This is a genomic window from Coleofasciculus sp. E1-EBD-02 (genome assembly GCF_040218245.1).
Lineage (GTDB): Bacteria > Cyanobacteriota > Cyanobacteriia > Cyanobacteriales > Coleofasciculaceae > Coleofasciculus.
This window is the reverse complement of record NZ_JAVJQN010000052.1, coordinates 1-23315: the sequence shown is the minus strand read 5'-3', so window position 1 is coordinate 23315 and position 23315 is coordinate 1. Positions and strand designations below refer to the sequence as shown.

Below are 23315 nucleotides of genomic sequence, written 5' to 3'. Positions count from 1 at the left end.
ATAATACAGGATTGTTTAAGGTTAAAATAAACTCTAAATCCAAGTTAAACTAGCAAATGCCTTTGGAGAAAGACGGCACGAGAGTCTCCCTGATCGCCGTTGACGGGGTTGAGGAACGCGATCGCCTGATGAACACAACCCGAATCAGTCACCCCATCGCTCAAAGAGCTAGAGAGCGTGTTATCTTGACTGAAAGGCAAACGTTTTGTGGCGCAAGCAAGAAAAGTGACAGCCAGCGATTCTCAGTGCCAACGTGTATGACTTTAAACAAAACGGTAAAAAATCAGTCTGCCAAGGGAGGGACTTCAATACCTGTGGACAAACCGAATCAGTCAACAGTAGCCAAACAATCGACCCCATCTATATCACCGCGATCTAAGTTCTGGCAACAAGTCCGGGAAAATCTACAAATTATTGCGATCGCACTTGCCCTAGCGCTGTTGATTCGAGTCTTTATTGCCGAACCGCGCTACATTCCCTCAAACTCGATGATACCGACATTGAGCATCGGCGATCGCGTGGTCGTAGAAAAAATTTCCTACCACTTCAAACCCCCAGTCAGTGGGGACATCATTGTCTTTGATCCACCACCTCAACTGCAAATGCAGGGGTTTACCAAAGACCAAGCCTTTATTAAACGGATCATTGCCACACCGGGTCAAATCGTCCAAATTCAAGATGGCAAAGTCTATATTAATGGGGAACCGCTAGACGAAGTTTACATTGCTGAACCCCCAAACTATCAAATGGCACCCGTGCGCGTTCCGGAAGGTCAGTTATTTGTCATGGGAGATAATCGCAACAACAGCAACGACTCTCACGTTTGGGGATTCTTGCCTCAACCTAATATTATTGGTCACGCTTGTTTCCGCTTCTGGCCCCCCAGCCGATTTGGTTTAGTTTGATGTCTGTAACTACAGTTGGATCAAATGGCTCAGAAAATAGATGACAATCGAAATCTACGTCAGCACAGATATTGAATCCGATGGTCCCATTCCCGGACCTCACTCTATGCTCAGCATTGCCTCGGCAGCTTACAGCGCAGACAAACAATTGATCGCAACCTTTACAGCCAACCTGGAAACCTTGCCAGGGGCAAAAGGTCATCCCAAAACCATGAAATGGTGGTCACAACAACCAACCGCTTGGGAAGCCAGCCGAGTTAACCCACAACCCCCCGAACAGGTGATGCAGAACTATCACGCTTGGCTAGAAGCATTACCGGGTGAACCGATCTTTGTTGGCTATCCTGCTGGCTTCGACTTTATGTTTGTCTACTGGTATTTGATTAAGTTTGTCGGCGATAGTCCTTTTAACCATTCGGCACTCGACATCCGATCCTATGCGATGGCATTCCTCAAACAAGATTATCGTGAGTCAGGGAAGAAAAACCTACCCCCTGAGTGGTTGGAGGAAATGCCCCTGACCCACGTTGCTCTCGATGATGCAATACAACAGGGAAAATTATTTTGCAATCTTCTGCAAAACAACTTACAACTATAGGCGGTCGTTCCAATTAAGCGTGGAGACCGTCAATGTAAGATTTAATTGTCGGTAATGCCATCATCTTTTCGTAGAAGAAATTATTGACAATTTGCATCACCTCTGCTCGTGCTGCCTCAACTTGGGGACTAAGTGGAACACCTTCTTGCTGACGACTAATGCAGCGGGATAAACGCAGGAGATGACGGGTAATTTCTAATTCCTCTTCCCCTTCCAAAACCTTGATCACTGACAGAATCAGTTCATCCGTTTGATCAAGAATGTGATCAATATCAAACACCGCACCTTGGTCGATGGCGTCTTTCACCGTTCGCACTAAGGCGTGAACTTGATACAGTAATGCGGCGGGTTCATCAAACAGTTCCCGTAGGAAGGCAGCTTCCTCATATTGCCCATTCAGGCGGAAGATATTGTACAGTCGTTTAGCCGCTTTGCCATAGTTGGGATTATCCGGCTTAAAATATTTTTTAACTTCTTTTTCCAACTGCGTCACATAATCATCCATGACATCAGTCGAAACCTGTTTCACCAGTTTAGAAAAGATGGGGGCAGATTCAGCATCGAGGTAAATCTCTTGGAAATAGCCGTCCAGATAGCCGTCTAAGGGCGTGATTGTACCATCGGGAGCTTCCCAGGTGACATCCAACATATTGCTGGCGTTAGCCAATTGACGGCGCACCGGATCAGCAATCACCCAGTCCAGCTTACACCAACCGGGATCGTCGGCGACCGAATCCCAAGTGATAGTCATCGGATTTCCGTGCAAATCGCTAACTTCAATTTGCCCAGCGACAACGTCATCCGGTGACCAGGAGATAGGTGAGCCTTTGTGATAGGAATGTTCATCGCGGATCACATCTTGGGGATAGCTACCAAATTTCAGTTCAACTAATTGAAAATTATCACCCGAACGGCTGTTGATGGTTTTCTCACGCATAATTCGGGAGAGAATCTGGCAGGCTTCCGCCCGGGTTGGGGCAATGATATTCACCCGCTCAAAGTAGTCACAGTCCCCTGGGTGAGTTTGAACCTTAGATTGAGCCGCTGAACCTGAGAGCGCTAATGCTGTTTCGACAACACCAGGAACATCGTCAAATTCTACAATTCTGCCGATGGTGCGAAAACGTTCTAGATCTTTGGGGTCAAAATCTAACATACTGACCTTGTGACCGAAAACCCCCGTATCGTGATCAACGGTAATATCACTGTCTCCTGTGGCTTCGGTGATGGAGTTCATCCATCGTTCCAATTCTTGTTCATTGAGTTCAACCCCTAATCGACGGGCAGATTCAATCACGCGGTTGCGTGCCTCTGCCCTTTGATCTGGTGTTGTAGTCATGTCGGATCTCCTCAAGATAAATAATTGATCAAGGATTTGATGAATTAAGAAACATCAAGGTTTCATTATTTTGTCATAGTTTCAACCCTATGTCTCACAGGTTTGGCAATCTTAGTTCCTAAAACCTTGACATAGATTTGGTTTCGAGCATTTGTGACTGAGCTATAATCTTGACAAAGTGTCATTTGTCACACTCGCGCAAGCGAGAAGCAAGCTACGTCTTATGTAAGGGTTTAAGGGCTATTTAGATAACGGGTGGAGTGTTGAGTTGATTTTTACCAACCGACTTAATACCTAAAACCGTCTCGACGAAACCCCTGTTTTTATTGCTTAATATGAAAAAACTCTTTTTTATCGCCCTACTTCCTCCTCAAACTATTCAAGACTCGATCATGGAGATCAAGCAACATTGTGCTGATGTTTATGAGAGTAAAGCTGCCCTCAAATCTCCACCCCATATTACACTGCAATCCCCTTTTAAATGGGAAGTCGATGCTGTACCTATTCTCGAAGAATCCCTGAAAAGTTTTGCTCAAACCCGAAAACCCGTTTCCATAACCCTTCAAGGGTTTGGGGCGTTTAAACCTCGTGTTATTTACGTCAACGTTCTGAAAACTCCAGAACTGATCGCGATTCAACAGGATTTAATGGCATATCTAGAAGACTCTTTAGGTATCGTTGATGAGCGTTCTAAAAATCGCTCCTTTTCTCCTCATGTCACCATTGCTTTTCGTGATTTGAAGCGACAGAATTTCCGCAAGGCGTGGACTGAATTTGAGAATCAACCGTTAGACTTTGAGTTCATGGCATCTCATCTCACCTTGTTACTTCACGATGGTCGGCAATGGAATGTGAATGTAGAGTTTCCTTTTTTAACGGGGTAGAGACAATGTGGTATTTAGAACTGTAGGGGCGCACCGACGTGCATTGGTGTCAACTTAAGGTGAAAGATTTTCCCTGTGAGACGGAAAAATCTCATGCCTTAATCTTAAAACCCACTTTACCCTTGCTGCGCGACAGAGCCGAAAATGATCCTGATGATAAACTTAGGGAGTTGGCTCAGAATAAATTGGCACAGTTAGAGAATCAAAGGAGCTAGACATGATATAATATTAGCCGTAAAATCAATTTACATTATTCAATTAAAACCCTGCTAAAATTCACATATTGCACTATTTTAAGTCAGCCCCAGCATCCGCCAAGAATTCAAATTATTGGCTCATAGCTCAAGTCCATTAAAATGGACTACAAGTTATAAGCTGTGCCAGTAGGTTGGGTTGACGTAGCAAACCTAACAAAATTAAGGGCTAAAGCCCTTACTACGAACTACGAACCTTGGGGTTGGTTATCGTCGGCGCGGCGCTGGTGGATTTCCTCCAGGAGTTGCTGCGCGGCGGCTTGCAGTTTACCACGATTATAAGCTTGGAATGTTTCCAGGGCGGCGCGGGTGAGGGTTTCCGCTTGGTTTAAGGGTTCCAAAATATGCGATGTCTCGTCTCTAGATTCGGTGCATCCTGTCCATTTTATCGGGTTAATTCGTAAGTAAGCGCGGGCGATATCTAGGGTTTCTTCGGCGCTATCAACCGTTTGTCCGAGTTGGCGGAAGTGGGTTAAGCCGATGGCGTAGTTTGTTTGAAATTGGCTGATTTGTTCCGATAAGTTAGAATCGTCCGCCGGGAGTTGATGGAAGCGTTCAGCGTAGACGAGGGCGAGGGCGGTGTAATCATACCCCAGGTTCTTTTTGTAGTCGTTTTTGGTATTAATTTGTATGCTTTGGCGTATGTTTTCTTCCGCTTGGCTGAGGAGGGTGAGGGCGGCGGTGGTGTCGGGGGTAGTCTGGGCGAGGAGGCGTTGGGTTTTGCCAATGTATCTGTAACTTCTAGCTGTGCGTTCATTGTGACCGATTTGCTGGTATAAATCACGGCTTTGTTGGTAATGTGCGATCGCATCTTCATATTTGCCCCAATCCTGATATATTCTACCGAATTGATAGTAGGCTAAAGCGATTCTGGGTTGGTCATCTAGCTGCTGGCGAATGGCTAAACACTTTTGTTCACACTCTATCGCTTTCTCATACTGTCCCCAGTCTCGATAGCAATCAGCTAACCAGTACCACTGATTAGCGACATTCTTCTGTTTGTCCAATTGTTCATAGAGTGAAAGGCTTTGTTGGTGATGTGCGATCGCCTCCTCATATTTGCCCCAATCCTGATAGATTCTACCCAATTGATAGTAGGCATCAGCGATATTGGGTTGGTCATTTAGCTGCTGGCGAATGGCTAAATCTTTTTGTTCACACTCTATCGCTTTCTCATACTGTCCCCAGTTTCGATAGCAAACAGCTAGGTTGTACCACTGAGTAGCGACATCCTGCTGTTTGTCTAATTGCTCCAAGAGTTCAAGGCTTTGTTGGAAATGTGCGATCGCGTCCTCATATTTGCCCCAATCCTGATAGATCCTACCTAGCATAAAGTAGGCTAAAGCAATTCTGAGTTGGTCATCTAGCTGCTGGCGAATGGCTAAATTTTTTTGTTCACACTCTATCGCTTTCTCATACTGTCCCCAGTCTCGATAGCAAACAGCTATAAAGAACCACTGATTAGCGACATCCTGCTGTTTATTTAATTGCTCATAGAGTGAAAGGCTTTGGTGGTAATGTGCGATCGCATTCTCATATTTTCCCCAGTCTCGATAGCAATCAGCTAGGTTGTACCACTGATTAGCGACATCCTGCTGTTTGTCTAATTGCTCCAAGAGTTCAAGGCTTTGTTGGTAATGTGCGATCGCCTCCTCATATTTGCCCCAATCTTGATAGATTCTACCTAGCAGAAAGTAGGCATCAGCGATACTAGGTTGGTCATCTAGCTGCTGGCGAATCACTAAATCCTTTTGTTCACACTCTATCGCTTTTTCATATTGTCCCCAGTCTCGATAGCAATCAGCTAGCCTGTACCACAGATTAGCCACATCCTCCTGTTTGTCTAATTGCTCATAGAGTGAAAGGCTTTGTTGGTAATGTGCGATCGCGTCAGAATATTTGCCACAATCCTGATAGATTCTACCCAATTGATAGTAGGCTAAAGCAATTCTGGATTGGTCATCTAGCTGCTGGCGAATGGCTAAATCCTTGTGTTCACACTCTATGGCTTTTTCATATTGTCCCCAGTTGCGATAGCAAACAGCTAGCCTGTACCACTGATTAGCGACATCCTTATGTTTGTCTAATTGCTCATAGAGTTCAAGGCTTTGTTGGTGATGTGCGATCGCGTCCTCATATTTGCCCCAATCCTGATAGATTCTACCCAACTGATAGTAGGCTAAAGCGATATGGGGTTGGTCATCTAGCTGCTGGAAAATCGCTAAACCCTTTTGTTGATACTCTATCGCTTTCTCATATTGTCACCAGTCTCGATAGCAATCAGCTAAAAATAACCACGAAGCAGCGACATCCTTGTGTTTGTCTAATTGCTCATAGCTCTCAAGGCTTTGTTGGTAATGTGCGATCGCATCCTCATATTTGCCCCATTCCTGATAGATTCTACCCAATTGATAGTAGGCTAAAGCGATACTGGGTTGGTCATCTAGCTGCTGGCGAATGGCTAAACACTTTTGTTCACACTCTATTGCTTTCTCATACTGTCCCCAGTCTCGATAGCAATCAGCTAGGTTGTACCACTGATTAGCGACATTCTTCTGTTTGTCTAATTGCTCATAGCGTTCACGGCTTTGGTGGTAATGTGCGATCGCGTCATCATATTTGCCCCAATCCTGATAGATCCTACCCAATTGATAGTAAGCATCAGCGATATTGGGTTGATCATCTAGCTGCTGGCGAATCGCTAAATCTTTTTGTTCACACTCAATCGCTTTCTCATATTGTCCCCAGTCTCGATAGCAATCAGCTAACCTGTACCACGAATCAGCCACATCCTGCTGTTTGTCTAATTGCTCATAGAGTTCACGGCTTTGTTGGTGATGTGCGATCGCGTCTTCATATTTGCCCCATTCCTGATAGATTCTACCTAACTGATAGTAGGCTAAAGCGATATTGGGTTGGTCATCTAGCTGCTGGCGAATGGCTAAATCCTTTTGTTCACACTCTATCGCTTTTTCATATTGTCCCCAGGCTCTATAGCAATCAGCTAGCCAGTACCACTGATTAGCCACATCCTGCTGTTTGTCTAATTGCTCATCGATTTCACGGCTTTGGTGATAATAATCTATTGCTTGTTCATATTTCCCCCAATTTTTATAGGTTCTTCCGATATGATAAAGAGCGAGTGATTCATCTTTAGGCTTGCTAACTTCCCTAGCTATTCTTAACATTCGCTCAAAGCAATCAAGCGCCTGTTCATATTTTTCATGTAATCGGTAACAAATACCCCAATTTCTCCAGAAAATCATCAAAGCGGTTGGCTCAATATATGGCTCTAGCTTTTCAAAACAGGCTTGATACGTATCAATCGCTTGGTCAAATTTATCCACTCCCTGATAAGCCGCAGCCAGTGACCAATCGATATAAGCCTGAATCCCACTGTTATTTTGCCCAGTTATCTCTTCTAAAAGAGGAATTGCTTTCTTATAATCATCACTTCGCAGGTAAGACATCCCGGTGAGAAAGGTCAATCCCATTAACCCTCCACTCTGATTTTGTCGCGTTACCTCCAAAACCGGGGTCATTTCTTCCCCCAACTCCACTACTAAATCCTTAATCGAACAAAACAGTGTCGGTTCTAACTGCTTAACAATCTCTGTCACACAATCTACCAATCCCGCACCCGATTCACCACAAGCCACATATAAAATAGCTGACTGTGCTTTCACTCGTTGTTCCGCTATTTCTTCAGCCTCCTCAACCGCTTGACGCAAATAACGAATGACTTCCCCTTTCTGATTAAATCGTTCAATTTGCCGCAGCAATCTCAGCACCTGTTTAATCGTTTCATTCTCAAACTCTTCATCCAATCCCAAATAGGTCACACCTAACTTCTCAATCACCTTTGACCGAATCCGGCTATTCACTTCAACTTCAGCCACAACCTGACCCGCAAATAGCAATTCTTTCAATATCGATGCAGATTCACGCAGGGAAATTGTCCCATCTTCCGCCAAAACTGACCACCGTAAAATCGGCTCAGTCGATGAAGAATTTTTAACCTGAATCTCTCCCTCTTCCAGAACAGGTTGATACTCGTCCAACCCCTTAAATAACCGTTCTACTAACCGAGTCACCCGCTTAGGACTATGAATTCCCAAATACCCCAATGCCAATAAAATCGGTTCTTGCCAACGTGCATCATCCTGGTGTTTCTGGATAATCTCCAGAATCTCACTCACGTCATTATCAGCAATATAACGCGCTGCAAAATACTCCTCAAAGGTTAAATGCATAAACCCATAAACCTTGGGCGCACGTTCGACAAATAATCCGGTGGTTTCCCGTACTCGCCGCAAAAATTCCTGTACGGCTTTTTTCACACTATCCGCTTCCGCGTCTTCATCATTTAACTCTGCCAATTTTTCCCCTAACTGTGCTTCCGCTTCTGCTTGGGTAATTAACCCCGATGGTTTCTCCTCATGCATCCAATACGCCAGAGGTGCTAAAAGTTCAATTACCTCACTTTCCCGCAACACTACCTGCGGCGCATCGGGTAAATTCTTACTCAATTGCCAATCTTCTATCAACGTTTTCACCGCCAACGCATACAGTTCCACCCGCCGATTCGGGAGGCGCGACCCATTGCGATGAATTAATGCCAAAATGGTTAATAATAGGGGATTTCCGGTGAGGCGTTTTACCCCTTCATTCCCTTGAATTGCCTCCAACAGTTCCTCTGCTTCTTTCTCCGCGTCTCGTCGCCAAACCTCCTCCGTTTCATCCGGTTTCTGCGCTTTTTCTATCGCCAAACACCAGCGACGCAGGAATCGCTCCACCTGCTCAAATTCCATCTGAGTAATGGTAAACTGGGTAAAGCGACTGCCTAATTTAACATCCTGATAGCCAGCAATCCGGCTGGTAATCACATACTTGTTATCGGGATAATCGGTAACAAACGCCTCAATTTGTTTAACAATCTGCTGACGGCTAGTCTGATTAAATACCTCATCTAAACCATCCAGCAGCACCAAGCATTCACCCTGACGCATCTTTTCACACAGCAGCGTAGAGACGTAGCATGCTACGTCTCTACATTCATCGTTCACATCCCGAACATCCGCTTCCCACTGCTGATAAAATTCTTCCAGAAACGCTAACAAACTCAACTCTGGCTGTTTCACCAACCGTTCCGCATAATCCGCAACTCGTAAAAACACCGGGAAACGAGTATTCCCTAATGATTCAGGAGTAGTGACTGAAGATTGAGAAACGCCTCCCCCTGCTCCCCCTGCTCCCCCTGCTCCCCCTGCTCCCCCTGCTCCCCCATCCACCAAAACCCTCTCCTTCCCATCCCGTTGCGCCATGGCAAAATGCAGCGCCAGATATCGCAAAAGCGTGGTTTTTCCCGCCCCCGGATCACCTAAAATCACACTATAGTGACACCTCCCCACCGCCTCCGCCAAATCCACCTTATGTGTCACCGTCTTTGTACTCATTTCTGACGGCGCAAACTCCATCCCTCTGCGACTCTCTGCGCCAACCTCTGCGTACTTCTGTGTTTCAAAATTTAACTTACTCCCCCCCTTAAACTCCGTCACCTGTTGCTGACGTTCCCCCCGCAGGGACACATAAACTTGGTCTAAAAAAATATCAACCTGGCGCTGTACTTGCATCACGCCACTCATTTTCAGATAGGAATTATCGGCAATTAAATTTTCTAAATAGGGATAAAGTAGGGAATTCAACGGCGGACGAGTGGTAAATTTCACCACCTTTTCCCGCCAATCCCAAAAATCCGGCGCATAACCGCGAAACGTCTCGATAAAATCCCGCTTATTCAGCCAAAATATCAGGACAATCTCCCGTGAAAACAGCGCCTCTCGCCCCAGATTCAATCGTTTCAGTTCCTTCAGTATCCGGGGGCGAGGTAATTGTTCAATCCCAAACGCCATGATGACTGGACGTTTGGATTCGTTTTTTGCGTCTGGGTTAACGGGAATTCTCTTGTCTAAATTATAGAGAAACCTAATCAGAGAGTCTTGACTATAAAAGAAGTTCTCAACCTGAAATTCATCGGGGTTGAGGACGGATTTTAATTGTTCGACGACGGGATGATTGGGTGCGCTTTCGGGGGCGATGGCAAAGACAATGGTTGTCCCGTCAGACAATTCTAGGGTGGTGGCTAAATCGTCTAAGGTTTCCTGGTCAGGTTGATTTAGATTGTTGATGTCGATTGCCATGGTCAATCCGTCCTGATGGTTAGTTTGATTGTAGATGATTTTGATGTGTTGGGGTGTTATGTTTTTTTTTACGTCGAGTTATGGTTCCCCTTCTCCCTTGATGGGAGAAGGGGTTAGGGGATGAGGGTGGAAATGTATTTAATTGTAGGTTAGGTTGACGAAGGAAACCCAACAAAATCTCTGATGATACAAACGGATAAGCGCACGTCGGTGATAGGGCGCACGTTGGTGATAGGGCGCACGTCGGTGCGCCCCTACATAAGGGGTTTGCGGTTGGATTAAAAATGAGGTCATCCGATATTTTATATGATGACATTTCAGGATGTTGGTGGGTTACGGCGGATATCTGATTAAATGGTTATCTCCTAAATTTAACACCGCCTAACCCACCCTACAATTGATTTAAATTCAACGTTAATATTTTTAATTATTATGCCTTAGCAAAATCTGGTCAATTTAGCTGTACCATGAATCTCTTTCAGCCTGGATATCACGATTAATTTCTTGAGCTGTTCTAGTATGTTTTATCTGTCAGATTTTTGGTGGGTTACGGCGGATATTGAATTAGATAGTTGTCTCCTCAATTTAACACCGCCTAACCCACCCTACGAATAACAAAGGACGAATGACAAATGACAAATGACAAATCACTCTTGAGTCGCTTGCCATCGCTGTAAGTCTTCAATCAATATCGGATTTACATTAAACCAAGGATTCTGGTTTTCATCGTAATAGCCTAAAACAAATTTATTTTGTAGGAGTTCATCGCTAATCACAAATTCTCCTTTATTTGGCAATGTATGGGTTTTTGTGGTTAATCGTCCAGTTCGGTGAATTGCGGCTAATTCCGGGAACTGGTAATCACTAATTGTATAGGCTTGCCGTTCTTCTTTTACCGCTTGTTCAGCAATAGCTTGATCCACAGAGGTGGCTTTCTTTTTCACCGCAACTTGACAGGCTGTCCGCCCTAAGCGAATTAAATCTCGCATTACGCCTCCGCTTTTTTCACACAAGATTTCTAAGGCTTCTGGGGTAAACAAGTCCTGGGTATTATAGTTGGTTAATCGCGCTAATCGCTTTTCAATTACTTGTTTCAGTATCTGTCGCCCCATCTGATCAGGCTGGGTTGTGGGACATAAATTGGCGTCACATTCAAATACGGGAATATTCGCCAAGTCTAAACAGTCTTGAAATCGCTGCATCGGTTGGCGAAAACTGGGAGAATACCGCAGGGAAATGGGAATGGTGTAGATGATATGACAATTGAGTTCTGTCAGCAGGGGACTGGCAAACATTTCTAAGGCGGTCATCTGATCATGACGATCCAATCCATCGACAATGACTAATAGTTTTTGTTTTCTATCTTTTTCTGCTGCTTGAATAATTGCATTCACTTTAGCGATGATTTCACTTAACAGTGGGCGAATATTCAAGCTTCTCGTCATTTCTCGCGTTAGCCCTAATTTTAGAGTCATGCCCATTTTGGTTAGCAGATCGGGTAGGGCGAGTCCTTCCGTGGAGTTGGTTTTATCTTGATAAATAACGGTTTTGAGACTATCTTCTAAATCCTTGAGTAAACGGTCATCTTTGCGTGACCACCACCCTGGTTTAATGGCTTGACGACAAATTTCTTGACCAATTAAGACGACAACTTCGGCATAACCGATATTGTAACGGTCAAGGGCGGTGGCGGTGTCAATCCAGATTACGGTATAGTTATCAGCTAAACACTGTTCAACACGGCGTAATTCTGTGGTTTTACCGCTACCTGTGTGACCCGATAGTAAAAATTTGGCGGGGTCATCTTCCATTTCTAAGGCGTTGACTAAATGCTCAACGGGACTATCCGATCGCGAAACGTAAAAATCCCGAATATCTTCAGGCTTTTCCAGCGGTTCTTCGGGTTTAAACAGTTGATAAACGGGTTTCCAAAATTTTGAGTTAGTCATTATTTGTCATTTGTCATTGGTCATTTGTCATTCGTAAATTCTCTACCCTATCTCCCAGACGTTCCACCGGAATGTCTCTACAATCCCCCATTACCCGATATCATTGTCTTTGATACAATTTTATGTCGCCCCTGTTAAACCCCTCCATACCTATGCCCGTTACGGTTGTCACCCTGAAGCAAATCGAAACCCAACTCGATTTAATTATCACCCGCCCACCATCGGGATTGTTCCTGAAAGGAAATTTACAGGTTCCCGGTGATAAATCTATCTCCCATCGCGCTTTGATGTTGGGTGCGATCGCGCAAGGGGAAACCCGTATCCAGGGACTCCTATTGGGGGATGATCCGCGCAGTACCGCCCGTTGTTTCCAAGGGATGGGGGCGACTATTTCTCAACTGAACGCCGACGAGGTTATCGTTAGGGGCGTGGGTGTGGGAGAATTACAAGAACCTCTGGATATCTTAAATGCAGGCAACTCTGGGACGACTCTGCGGCTGATGCTGGGACTTTTAGCCTCTCACCCCGGACGCTTTTTTACGGTAACGGGAGATAAATCCTTGCGATCGCGCCCGATGTCTCGTGTGGTTCATCCCCTGCAACAAATGGGGGCGCAAATCTGGGGGCGGGGGAATGGTTCATTAGCGCCTCTGGCGATTCAGGGACAACAGCTTAAGCCGATTCATTACCATTCCCCGATCGCGTCTGCCCAAGTTAAATCCTGTATCCTGTTAGCGGGGTTAATGGCAGACGGGGAAACAACAGTAACAGAACCTGCGTTGTCTCGTGACCACAGCGAACGGATGCTTAAGGCGTTTGGTGCTAAAATTACCGTTGACCCAGACACCCACAGTGCCACAGTCACGGGTCCAGCGCAACTCCAAGGACAAACGGTGATTGTTCCCGGTGATATTAGTTCCGCCGCTTTTTGGTTAGTCGCTGGGGCGATTGTCCCGGATTCTGAGTTATTAATTGAAAATATCGGTGTTAATCCCACCCGCACAGGTATTTTAGACGCCCTGGCGATGATGAATGCGGATATTCAGTTGGAAAATCAACGGATAGTGGCGGGAGAACCCGTGGCTGATATCCGAGTTCGCTATAGTCGTCTGAAGGCTGGTGAAATCGCTGGGGATTTAATTCCCCGTATGATTGATGAGATTCCCATTTTGGCAGTTGCGGCGGTTTTCGCCCAAGGAACCACGGTGATTCGCGACGCCGCCGAACTTCGAGTCAAAGAAAGCGATCGCCTCGCAGTTATGGCGTCTCAGTTAAACCGGATGGGCGCACAAATAACAGAACTCCCCGATGGGTTAGAAATCACCGGAAACACGCCGCTAACAGGCGCAGAGGTTGACAGTCATACCGATCACCGGATTACCATGAGTCTTGCGATCGCCGCACTCAACGCCAAAGGAATTACCACCATCCATGGCGCTGAAGCGGCAACCATTTCCTATCCGGACTTTACCACCACATTACAACGCCTCTGCAATAGGGGCAGTGCGGAGCAACTTGTTTAAACCTTGGTACAGATTAAGCCAGTGAACCGAGGTTTTTATTAAATTTAATGAACTTCGCATTTACTAATTTTTTAGCTCTGATAGACTCTGACACAATGAAATTTCTGATTGAGCAATCCATTTAACCAGGAAAACAGTATGAAATCTAAGTTTCAGCCTCGCATTTCTCGACGCTCCGCTAACTATCTCCGGAACTTAAGATCGGCTTTCCAGAAAGGTAAACCCCTTTCGATGAAAGCACTGAAGGAAGTGGAGGCTGAAATGCTTTCATTAGCGCCCCAAGCATTTTCCTTAAATTTAATCATTGGTACGCCTAATGATGATGTTGCCATCGTTGGCACCAATGACCCTGATCAAATTTTCGCCCTCGACGGCAATGATGGCATCTTTAGTCTTGATGGCGACGATGTAGTCTTTGGCGGCGGTGGCGTTGACATCATTATTGGTGGTGGTGGCAATGACGTACTCAATGGAGAGGATGGCGCTGACCTTATTTTCGGTGACTCTCAACTCTTTGGCATCGGCGGGAATGACCTAATCAATGGTGGCGCTGGCGCTGACGTTTTGTTTGGTGAAGCTGGCGATGACACCATAAACGGCGGCAGTGGGGCTGACAACATCAATGGTAATGATGGGGATGATCTGCTCCAAGGTAACGGTGGCGCTGATGTTGTCTTTGGTGGCAATGGTGATGACATCCTCACGGGTGGTGGTGGAGCTGACCGCCTTTTTGGTGATAACGGAAATGATATCGTTCAGGGTAACGCTGGCGCTGATGTGATCAATGGCGGCTTCGGTAATGATACACTCCTGGGCGGAGCTGACGATGATTCATTTTTTTCGGGTTCTGGCAATGATCAAGTCTTTGGCGGAAGCGGTAATGATCGTGCTGACGGTGAAGCTGGGGATGATATCCTCAATGGCGACAGTGGCAACGATACTCTCTTTGGTAGCCTAGGGAATGACACTCTCAACGGCGGAAATGACGAAGATATACTCGTTGCTGGGGTTGGCAGTGACTCTATCGATGGCGGCGATGGAAATGATGTGCTGATTGGCGTTGACCCCTTTGTCCCAGCATTTGGATTCGGTGGTACGCCTATCAACCCGTTGGCTCCCTTCGAGCGGGATACTCTCACTGGCGGTCAAGGAGAGGATACATTTGTCCTGGGTGACGATGGCACTGTAGTCGGTATCGATCGGGGAGAGCCGGAACTCTACTATGTTGGTGGTGGTATTGCTGACTTTGCCTTGATTACTGACTTTACTTTCGGTCAAGACACAATCCAACTGGCTTCGGATACCTTGTTTAATGATCTGGAGTTTGGTTTCTCTCATGGTTCCCTCCCACCAGGGCTGACGATTTCTTTCCAAGGCGACCTAATTGCGATTGTTCAATCCTCCATTTCACTTTCTGCCCTGAACAACCCTGTACACTTCGTTAACGCCTAGAAAACGAAGCGGTTGGAAACGCTGAGCTTGATGATTACGGAAAACCCCAGAGAGACAATCCCTCTCAACTAAGTTCTCAGACCTGAGGCGGTGACAAGGGACTTGAGGGTACTACTGGGTGTAGGGTGTAGGGTGTAGGGTGTAGGGAAAAATTGACGCTTCGACTCCGCGAGGGCGTCAACACGGAGCGGAGTCGAGGTGTTGAACTTTACTCAGGGAGTCACCAAAAACTCTATTGTTTATTCATTTTGACCCTGAAGTCCTTCGAGTTGACGGCGTTGGCTCGCAAGCGAGAGCGCTCACTCCTTACCCTCTCTCCTCTTATGGGCTTTTGTGTTTCTCTAATATTTTCCCCACACCCCACACCCCATACCCCACACCCTGCCTACCTTTGACGCGAGCTTGTCACCCCTTCAGTTCTCAGACACTTCCCAGACTCTCATCCTCGGTTTCCGTAGGCTCGAACGTCCCATCCTAGCTCCTGACTAGGGTGGGACTTCGTTATGGCAGGACAGATTCTCTTCATTTCATTGACACTATACTGGTTTTGTGGCTGAGAGTCAGATGGCAGATGAAATTCCCTATTCTCACGTTGACCAAATCGGTAGTCTAGCAGGTAAGCTGAAGGCAGTCCCAGAATGGGCTGAGCTGGAGTTAGTCAACGTCTCCAACATTCATCAGTCAGGTGGGAGAGCAAGATCACCAATTTTTTGGCGGAGGCGCTATATTGTTAACTCTTGCATTCTACGCCACTATCCGTTTCAACAACCCCGACTTAGCTATCGCTTGAAGTCGGGGATTGCCGGACAAACGGCAATTAAACGTTGAATACCGCACCATCGTCTAAACCTGGCACAGACTTCCGAATGCTTCCCTAGTTCGGATTATCTCTAAGGCTTTTTGTTGAGTCGCTATTTAGTTAGGACATCTTGGCTTAGATGCGGGAAGGGACTAAAAACTCTCACTCGTGAGGATTATCTCCATGTTACGAGTACCAGTTCTATCAAAATCAGGCAAGCCCTTAATGCCAACCAAGCCTAGCCGTGCTAGACGTTGGGTGAAAGAAGGTAAAGCCAAAATCGCGCCTAACGACTTAGAGTGCTTTGCCATTCAGTTGACCTTTGAAACAGGAGAAAACACGCAACCTATAGCTGTGGGGATAGATCCAGGCAAGCATTACTCAGGTATCGGGGTTCAATCAAGCCTTGCTACTCTCTGGATGGCTCACCTAGTCTTACCGTTCAAAACAGTTAAAGAGCGGATGGAATTACGGCGAGTCATGCGTCGAGCAAGACGGGGAAGGCGGATTAATCGAAAACTACCTTACAACAAGCGTTGTCACCGTCAAAAGCGATTTGATAATCGCAAGCAAGGCAAACTACCTGCTTCAATTCGAGCTAACAAACAACTAGAATTACGGGTAGTCAAAGAATTATTTAAACTGTTCCCTGTTAGCGCCATTCACTATGAGTTAGTTATAGCTGATGTGGATAGAACCAGTGGTCGCAAGTCGGCTCAGTCTGGCGTTGGTTTTTCTCCAGTCATGGTAGGACAACGACAAATGCTTAAATGGCTATCTGAATTAGCTCCTGTTACAACACACCAAGGATGGCAAAGAAATGGCAACGGAACCAGTCAACTCAGGCAGTGGTTGAGACTAGGCAAAGACAAGAAAAACAAAGCAAATCAGACACCAGCGACACACGCTGTTGATGGTGTAACTTTAGCCGCGTTTGAGTTTGTTCAATGGCGAGAATGGCACTCTAAGGGTACCAAACACGGTAACTGGCAAGGATTTGTTGAGATTACACCAGCGCCATTTACAGTAATCCGTAGACCGCCCGTTAGTCGCAGACAATTACACCTGTGTGTTCCATCCAAGGGTAGCAAGCGACGCAAGTATGGCGGTACAGTTACTCGTCATAACTTCAGAAAAGGAGACAAGGTTATAGCCGAAAAAGCCGGAAAGACTTACACAGGTTGGTGTTCTGGAGACACCAAGACACAGGTTTCTGTTAGTAATGCCAATTGGAAACGATTAGGGCAGTTTACTGCCAAAAAAGTCCAGTTGTTGCAGCGAAGCACGGGGTTAATCGTCGTGCCTTCAACTGGATTGTCAAATCTCCCCTTCGGCTTCGCTCAGGGTGCGATTTGACCTCTATCCCTCTCCGACCTGCTTCGCTGAGGTCGGAGTCTCATGAGATTCACGATGAACTATACTTTGGCACAATTGGTCAAATAACTCCCCTAGAATAGTTTTTTTACCAAAAACGTTGGACTTATGCGCCCAAATAACCAGACATTGCGTTTGCAACTGAACCACTACCGCTCCTATATTGCCATTTCCTGCGAGGATATGGAAGTTGGGTTTTGTACGCCAGAATTTGCGGCGAAGATGGTGGAAATCTTTAATGAGTACGAACGACTCCACGAAGAAAATGAAATGTTAAACAAAGCCTTAAAACTAGCCTGTATCGACTTGCTTAAACAAGCTGGGATTAGCATGAATCATCTCGACAGGCGCATCCAGGACTATCTGGACAAAGCTAAACGTCCAGAACATGGAACTCGGGCGATCGCGTTCTTACTCAGAGAACGGCAGCAAGCTCTCGATATCAGTAATCGAGAATTTGTTCGGTTTTGTGCCTCTTACAAATTAGCACCGCAACAACTTAAAGATATTTTCCAAGGTAAAGATATTCCGGATAGCCAGCTTAAGTCATTATCCCGAATCTTGGGAAAATCCGTGGAAGAGTTAATCGAAGTACGGGATGGATTCAGTGATAGCGAACTGAATCGACTAGCACGCATCTTGGGAACGTCCAATGAAGATTTGGCTCAGGTATTTAGCAGTTAAAAATTGTTCATGGGTTCCTTAAAATTATATCCTTGAGCGAAGCCAAGGATCGGTCAGGGCGGGTTCTGCACAAACATTACCATCAATAAGTAGGTGGACACAATTAAAGTTAGCGGTGGAGATTAGGGAACAGGGAACACCTCGACTTACCTCGACTTCGCTCGGTAACACGCTCGGTGTGTCACAGGGAACAGTAAGGGTTTGAGGCTTGTTTACATAACTTAATCTAGTTAAGTTTATTTCCACCAACCTACTTAGTGACCAGAAAATCCCTAAACCCGCCCCTACAAATCAGGTTCCCCGAAGGTGATGAAGGGTCAAAAAAGAGATGCCATGGCATCTCTTTTTAAACTGACTTAACTTAACGCATGATACCGGGAAGTACAACACCCACTTGATTGTTAAAAATTTCCATGTCCCGTTGATCATTTTCATCAAAACTGGCTTTAAAGTACTCAGGAACGTGGGGCCACTGGGATGGATCATATTCCGTCGTATCATCAGTGTGACGTTTGTTTACGAGTTGGGTAACAGCGAGTAACTCACCATCACAACTTAAAACTGGCATACATAACAGACTGCATGTCCGATAATGGGTTTTGGCGTCTGTTCTGCGGGCGATATCAGAATCGGGATGTTCGTAGAGGTCAAAGGGAATGTTTAACGGTTGACCGGTTTGGGCAACTTTTCCAGCAAATCCCTCTCCTAAAGGTACTCGTGTTTCCATTAAAGAACCATCGGCTTGGGGAATTTTTGTCCATAATTCCTGAGTTGAGTAATCAATTAACCAAAGGGTGGTGCGATCCGCATGGGTGAGTTGTTTGGCGGCTTGCATCACCGTTTGGATGACTTCTTCAGCATTTCCGCCGCTACTGCTACTGACTAAACTAATCGCTTGATAGAGGGGATCGATCGCCTTGCGTTGTTCCTGAAGATTGCGGATTTCCCGGTGAAATGCTTGGAAGCCTTGCAGAATCGGCAATGTGGATGCCATGCGTTCATGCAATTTCTGGGCATCGGCTTGGCTAAAGCCATTGATTTCGATTGTTTCGGATAACGTTCCCCCTGATTCATAGGTAAAGAGGAATTTGTTAAATGACCGAATAATGGCAATCACTTTCCCTTTCGAGTCCACAACCGGGAATAACAACATGTTTTCCACAGTGTTAATCGCGTCGGGTTCTAACCCCATATGGACTAACAGATCATTCAGTTTACTGGGGTTTTTGCTGGCTTTGACTGAACGCGATTCGACCATTTTACTGGCGATTCCTAGAGTGGCAGATACCCGAATCTCTTGAGCATTTAGGGTTCTGGAGTTCCAGACTAATGACCAAAAGATGCTTTGTTCGGCATCCAGGAGGAAAATTGTGGTCTGTTCTGCGCCCAAGAGTTTGTTAATCGAGTTGGTGACAAAGCTTAACGTATAATACAGGGCATTGTAGAGTGCTTCATCACTCTGATCGGCAACGGAATTACTGAGAATTGCTAGGGTATTATAAACAGATTCTTTTGGCTCAATTTGAGCAAGCTGTTTTAGGGTCTCATGGGTCTTGACGAATTGCAGGATAACACCCACTCGTTCGTTAAAGACTTGCATGGACTGGCGGTCATTTTTATCAAAACTCGCTTTAAAGTAGCTGGGAACATGGGGCCACTCGTCTCGGTTATACTCTGGATGATCCCCAGGTTTGCGCTTGTTGATTAGTTGGGTTACGCCCAATAATTCCCCATCTGGACTGACAACGGGCATACAGAGAAGGCTACAGGTGCGGTAGCGGGTTTGTTCATCGGTTTTCTTAGCATTTTCCGCACTAGGATGATCATAGAGATCGAAGGGGATAATCATCGGTTGGCGGGTTAGCGCCACTTGACCCGCAAAGCCAACCCCAACATCACAGCGAACCTCTCCTTTCCCTGGAAGTTCCGTCCACAAGTCGCCGCGATCGCGATCCACTAACCACAAGGTACTGCGATCAGCATTCAGCAGCTTCTTGGCGGTATTCATCACCCGTTGCAAAATCGCCTTAGTATCTAAGTTAATCTGATCGAGCGATCGCGTGGCTTCGGCTAAGGCGGCTGTCGCCCGCAGCTTCTTCATCACCTTGTAACAGGATTGGCAACTTTCCAAAATCCGCCGCACCGGAACCACGCATTTTGCCAACCGTTCTAAGTCTAGGGTGGTGAATCCTTTGGGTCGTTTGTCGGATTGCTCATCAGTGGGTAACTTATTCAGTAACTGAATTACCGCAATCACCTCTTTGTTTTCACTTAAGATGGGAAATGCCAAGATATTCTCGGTGCGGTAATTATATTTTTTGTCAAATTCCTTAACCAGCGCAGCGCGGGGATCTTCATAAACGTTGTCGGGAATATGGATGACTTTTTTATCTTGAGCCACATGACCCGCTATCCCTTCCCCGACTCGCACCTGAATATCCAGGAATTCACCTTCTTCATTCTCCGCCACTAATGACCAGAGTTCTGTCTTCTCGTCATTGAGTAAGAAAATGGTGGCGCGATCGGCACCCAGTAATTCGCCGACTTTAGAGGTAACATCGCGCAGCACCTCATAAAGGGCTTGTGCTGAACCTTCATCCTCGGATTCTGTATCGGCTTTGGATAAGATTTCCACCTGGGAAACCAGGAGTTTGCGTTCTAATTCGGCTAAGGCTTTGAGAAATTCCGAGTCGCCTGGTTCTAAATCAGCCTGGATGGTTTTTAAAGCCTTATTGACCCACTCTTGGTTAAATACCGATTCATAGATACGATTGTGAATCCTAACTTTTCCTTGATGCTTGAGGATTAACCCCATCATCCGCAGTTCCTTCTGTTCGGAACTGTCATTGGCGATCGCTTCTCCCTGTTGGAGGATACGCTGATACACCTGCAACAGCTTCAGACTCCGGTGTTTGCGTCTGAGTAAGCGATCGCGGATCGTCTGCAAATGCATCAGTTCCGGTTGTTCTTCCCAATTCTCAATCCAGTGCGATCGCACTAAGTTTTCCACCCATTCCGCTTCCGTTCCTTTCGAGGGTGCATCCGGTGCTTGGGCGATTAAGCGACAAAGCTGCTGGGTGAGAAATGGTTGTCCCCCTGTCCATTTCAACACCTCAACCAGCAATCGTTTATAGTTTTGTGATTTAGCTTTTAATCCTCTGGCAATTTGTAATCCGCTACTCGCGCTTTCTGGATAATGGGACTGTTCAGATAAATTTGAAATCATAGTGCAACCTGGTGTAAACGCCTTGGCAGCTTGCCTTCTCTTGCTAGTCGGGTGATGATTAGGGTTCAGGAGCTGTGATCAATCCATGGGGACTATCTCAGATGCTACCTTACCGATGGCTCAAATTAGACTCTACCGATCTCAAGATCCTGATTTAAATAATATTGACAATAATACTAAATTATGGTTGCTTCTGAATAGACTTTACTCTATTGGTGGGAATTGGGGGAGCTGGGGGAGTTCGTTCAAAACTTGGTCAGGGCGGGTTTTGTACAAACGTTATCATCAACAGCGAACAGAAAATCCCTAAACCCGCCTCTACACAGTCAAAATTTACCCCGCCACCCAATCAATCACAGGACCTTTGGGTACAATGCGAGTGGGATTAATGTGGGGATGACTCTTGTAATAATGTTGCTTGATCTGGTCAAGGTTGCAGGTATCGCTAACGCCCGGTTGCTGATAGAGATCTTTGAGATAATTTCCCAGATGGGGATAATCACTAATTCTACGTAAGTTGCACTTAAAATGCACGTAGTAAACGGGGTCAAAGCGAAACAGGGTAGTGAACATACACCAATCCGCTTCCGTGATCCGATCGCCACACAGATAAGCTTGCTGGGATAGAACCGCTTCCAAAAACCTAGTCATATCTGCTCACAAGTAAACAAACCTAGGCAAAACTCAACGGTATAAGTTTCTTCAAGCGCTTGCTTTTAGTGCGTTACTGCTTCCCTGTTGAGGGTTGACCAAAAACTCCCAGTTAGAGATACCATAGTAGGCGTGTCTACTTCTGATAAAGCGCTTGAGCTTACTATTCAGTTGATTCCACTGGCTCCATACGTGCAAGAATATCGTTCACCGATAGATAGGCGGTTATGGAGCCTGGTAATTTTTCTCCTAATCTCATACCGCGACGGGCAATCGCCAGGGCCGCCGCTTCATCACTGGCTAACCCGTACATTCGGGCATACTTAACCAGACCAATTAGGCTGGTGTAGGCGGGATTGACTTGTCTTAACTCTATACCGCGATTAGACAGGATGGCGGTTAGTAGCTCGAAAAAGCGGCTGTATGCCCAAGCAGATAGCATTCTGGCGTACTTGCGCCCTTTCTCCCTAAGTTGGTTTTTCTTGCCGGAAAAGTCCAACTCCTCACACACAATCGGGCATTGGTAGAAAATCGCCATATCCAGAAGTAGGAAACAGATATGTCTGATGGCGGCGTCCTGTTTGCCACGGGGTAAACCCATCTGAATCGATATCTGCCCATGGTGCTTGAGATTGCCTTCTTTATCGATGTATGCCCAACCGATTGAACCTGGGTTCAAGTCTATGCCAATACACCCGTACTGAATTGGTCTAGATATCTGTTTGACTGGTGCTGGAGTGAATTGTACCGCTACACACCATCTGCCATCCTTCCGGTAGAAGTGCCAGGTTTTAGCGCCCTCTGCTGGCAATCGGTTAACATTCCGATGAAAATCTCCAATTTTAGATGAGACATATTTGCCGAACTTACCCTCTAGAGAGTAGGGAACCCGAATTTTGATTGTCTGCCCGTCCCATTGGCAAGACTGATTCCCTTCTGTTTCGGCGGCGGCTCCTACTATGTATGCTTGTCCCTTGGGTATAGTAACCCCAATAGGAGCCGCTTTAAGGTACTCGAGCTGTAATTGATAGTGGTTTAGTTTGCGCTTTTTGTGGTGCAGTTGGAAGCGTAGGTTCTGCCAGTTAGTATCCCGGTATTGAATAGACACCGAAAGAGGTAGTTGACAGCCCGTCTTACTATTTTGCCAGTTTTTCCTACGGTAAAATTTACGAGCATTCTTTAGCTGGCGTTCTGTCTTTTTTATCCACTTCTCACAAGATTTGAATTTGGCAGTTAGCACCTTGACGTGGCGCTGACGGTTAGCCGACGCAGCATCTACCGCTCCTTGGCTAAAGGCGATCACTCCATTGGCGTGACGCTTGTTTATCCCGTATGTCTGCTGTAAATGTGTATTCCATTGAGACTTGTTGAATTTATTATCCCAGAGGAGATGATTGGCTGTCTCACATACGCAGACATGGAATATAGATGAGTATTCAGCTAGGAACATTTCCAATTGAGTTTTACCCATTGGGTT

13 protein-coding genes and 3 pseudogenes are annotated in these 23315 nt (G+C 46.0%); 9 read left to right on the top strand and 7 right to left on the bottom strand.

The features are described from left to right. The first annotated feature begins 257 nt into the window (after nucleotides 1-257). Both lepB and RIC07_RS09220 read left to right on the top strand, forming a co-directional pair. A complete protein-coding gene (gene lepB, locus RIC07_RS09225) occupies nucleotides 258-905 on the top strand; it encodes a signal peptidase I (RefSeq protein WP_446394259.1) in 648 nt (215 codons plus the stop codon). 40 nt (nucleotides 906-945) lie between these two features. Continuing rightward, nucleotides 946-1503, top strand: a complete 558-nt coding sequence (locus tag RIC07_RS09220) for a 3'-5' exoribonuclease domain-containing protein (RefSeq protein WP_446394250.1) — start codon at nucleotides 946-948, stop codon at nucleotides 1501-1503. A 13-nt stretch (nucleotides 1504-1516) separates the two neighbouring features. Here RIC07_RS09220 and RIC07_RS09215 read toward each other — a convergent pair whose 3' ends face one another. Continuing rightward, nucleotides 1517-2842 carry a hypothetical protein gene (locus RIC07_RS09215; protein ID WP_446394249.1) on the bottom strand — a complete coding sequence of 442 codons (1326 nt, stop codon included), beginning with the start codon at nucleotides 2840-2842 and terminating at the stop codon, nucleotides 1517-1519. Nucleotides 2843-3168: 326 nt separating this feature from the next. Here RIC07_RS09215 and RIC07_RS09210 point away from each other — a divergent pair, with 326 nt between their 5' ends. Both RIC07_RS09210 and RIC07_RS09205 read left to right on the top strand, forming a co-directional pair. Further along, a complete protein-coding gene (locus RIC07_RS09210; protein ID WP_446394248.1) occupies nucleotides 3169-3726 on the top strand; it encodes a 2'-5' RNA ligase family protein in 558 nt (185 codons plus the stop codon). A gap of 38 nt (nucleotides 3727-3764) precedes the next feature. After that, nucleotides 3765-3941 (top strand): hypothetical protein, encoded by a 177-nt coding sequence (locus tag RIC07_RS09205; protein WP_446394247.1) that lies wholly within the window; start codon nucleotides 3765-3767, stop codon nucleotides 3939-3941. A 227-nt stretch (nucleotides 3942-4168) separates the two neighbouring features. On the opposite strand, the pseudogene RIC07_RS09200 reads toward RIC07_RS09205, so the two are convergent. From RIC07_RS09200 to RIC07_RS09190, 3 genes and pseudogenes are all read right to left on the bottom strand, one after another. Continuing rightward, nucleotides 4169-6229, bottom strand: a pseudogene (locus RIC07_RS09200) (tetratricopeptide repeat protein); the annotation flags it as partial. A 12-nt stretch (nucleotides 6230-6241) separates the two neighbouring features. After that, complete coding sequence (locus RIC07_RS09195; protein WP_446394246.1) at nucleotides 6242-10180, bottom strand: tetratricopeptide repeat protein; 3939 nt, start codon at nucleotides 10178-10180, stop codon at nucleotides 6242-6244. 647 nt (nucleotides 10181-10827) lie between these two features. Further along, a complete protein-coding gene (locus RIC07_RS09190) occupies nucleotides 10828-12129 on the bottom strand; it encodes a P-loop NTPase fold protein (protein WP_446394245.1) in 1302 nt (433 codons plus the stop codon). A gap of 152 nt (nucleotides 12130-12281) precedes the next feature. On the opposite strand from RIC07_RS09190, the gene aroA reads away from it, so the two are divergent. From aroA to RIC07_RS09165, 5 genes are all read left to right on the top strand, one after another. Next, entirely contained in the window at nucleotides 12282-13652 is a 1371-nt protein-coding gene (aroA, locus tag RIC07_RS09185) for a 3-phosphoshikimate 1-carboxyvinyltransferase (protein ID WP_446394258.1), read from the top strand. A 138-nt stretch (nucleotides 13653-13790) separates the two neighbouring features. Then, nucleotides 13791-15104, top strand: coding sequence for a calcium-binding protein (locus tag RIC07_RS09180; protein ID WP_446394244.1), 1314 nt, complete (start codon nucleotides 13791-13793; stop codon nucleotides 15102-15104). Nucleotides 15105-15653: 549 nt separating this feature from the next. Then, entirely contained in the window at nucleotides 15654-15932 is a 279-nt protein-coding gene (locus RIC07_RS09175; RefSeq protein WP_446394243.1) for a hypothetical protein, read from the top strand. 154 nt (nucleotides 15933-16086) lie between these two features. Beyond that, on the top strand, nucleotides 16087-17259 hold the full coding sequence (locus RIC07_RS09170; protein WP_446394242.1) for an RRXRR domain-containing protein: 1173 nt from the start codon (nucleotides 16087-16089) through the stop codon (nucleotides 17257-17259). Nucleotides 17260-17385: 126 nt separating this feature from the next. Beyond that, entirely contained in the window at nucleotides 17386-17961 is a 576-nt protein-coding gene (locus tag RIC07_RS09165; RefSeq protein WP_006098180.1) for a hypothetical protein, read from the top strand. A gap of 361 nt (nucleotides 17962-18322) precedes the next feature. Here the strand turns inward: RIC07_RS09165 and RIC07_RS09160 are convergent, their stop codons facing one another. From RIC07_RS09160 to RIC07_RS09150, 3 genes and pseudogenes are all read right to left on the bottom strand, one after another. Beyond that, the gene (locus tag RIC07_RS09160; RefSeq protein ID WP_446394241.1) at nucleotides 18323-21187 is read right to left on the bottom strand and encodes a GAF domain-containing protein; all 2865 of its coding nucleotides are present in this window, start codon (nucleotides 21185-21187) and stop codon (nucleotides 18323-18325) included. A 333-nt stretch (nucleotides 21188-21520) separates the two neighbouring features. After that, nucleotides 21521-21823, bottom strand: a pseudogene (locus RIC07_RS09155) (glutathione S-transferase C-terminal domain-containing protein); the annotation flags it as partial. A 66-nt stretch (nucleotides 21824-21889) separates the two neighbouring features. Further along, nucleotides 21890-23315 (bottom strand): annotated as a pseudogene (locus RIC07_RS09150) (hypothetical protein); the annotation flags it as partial.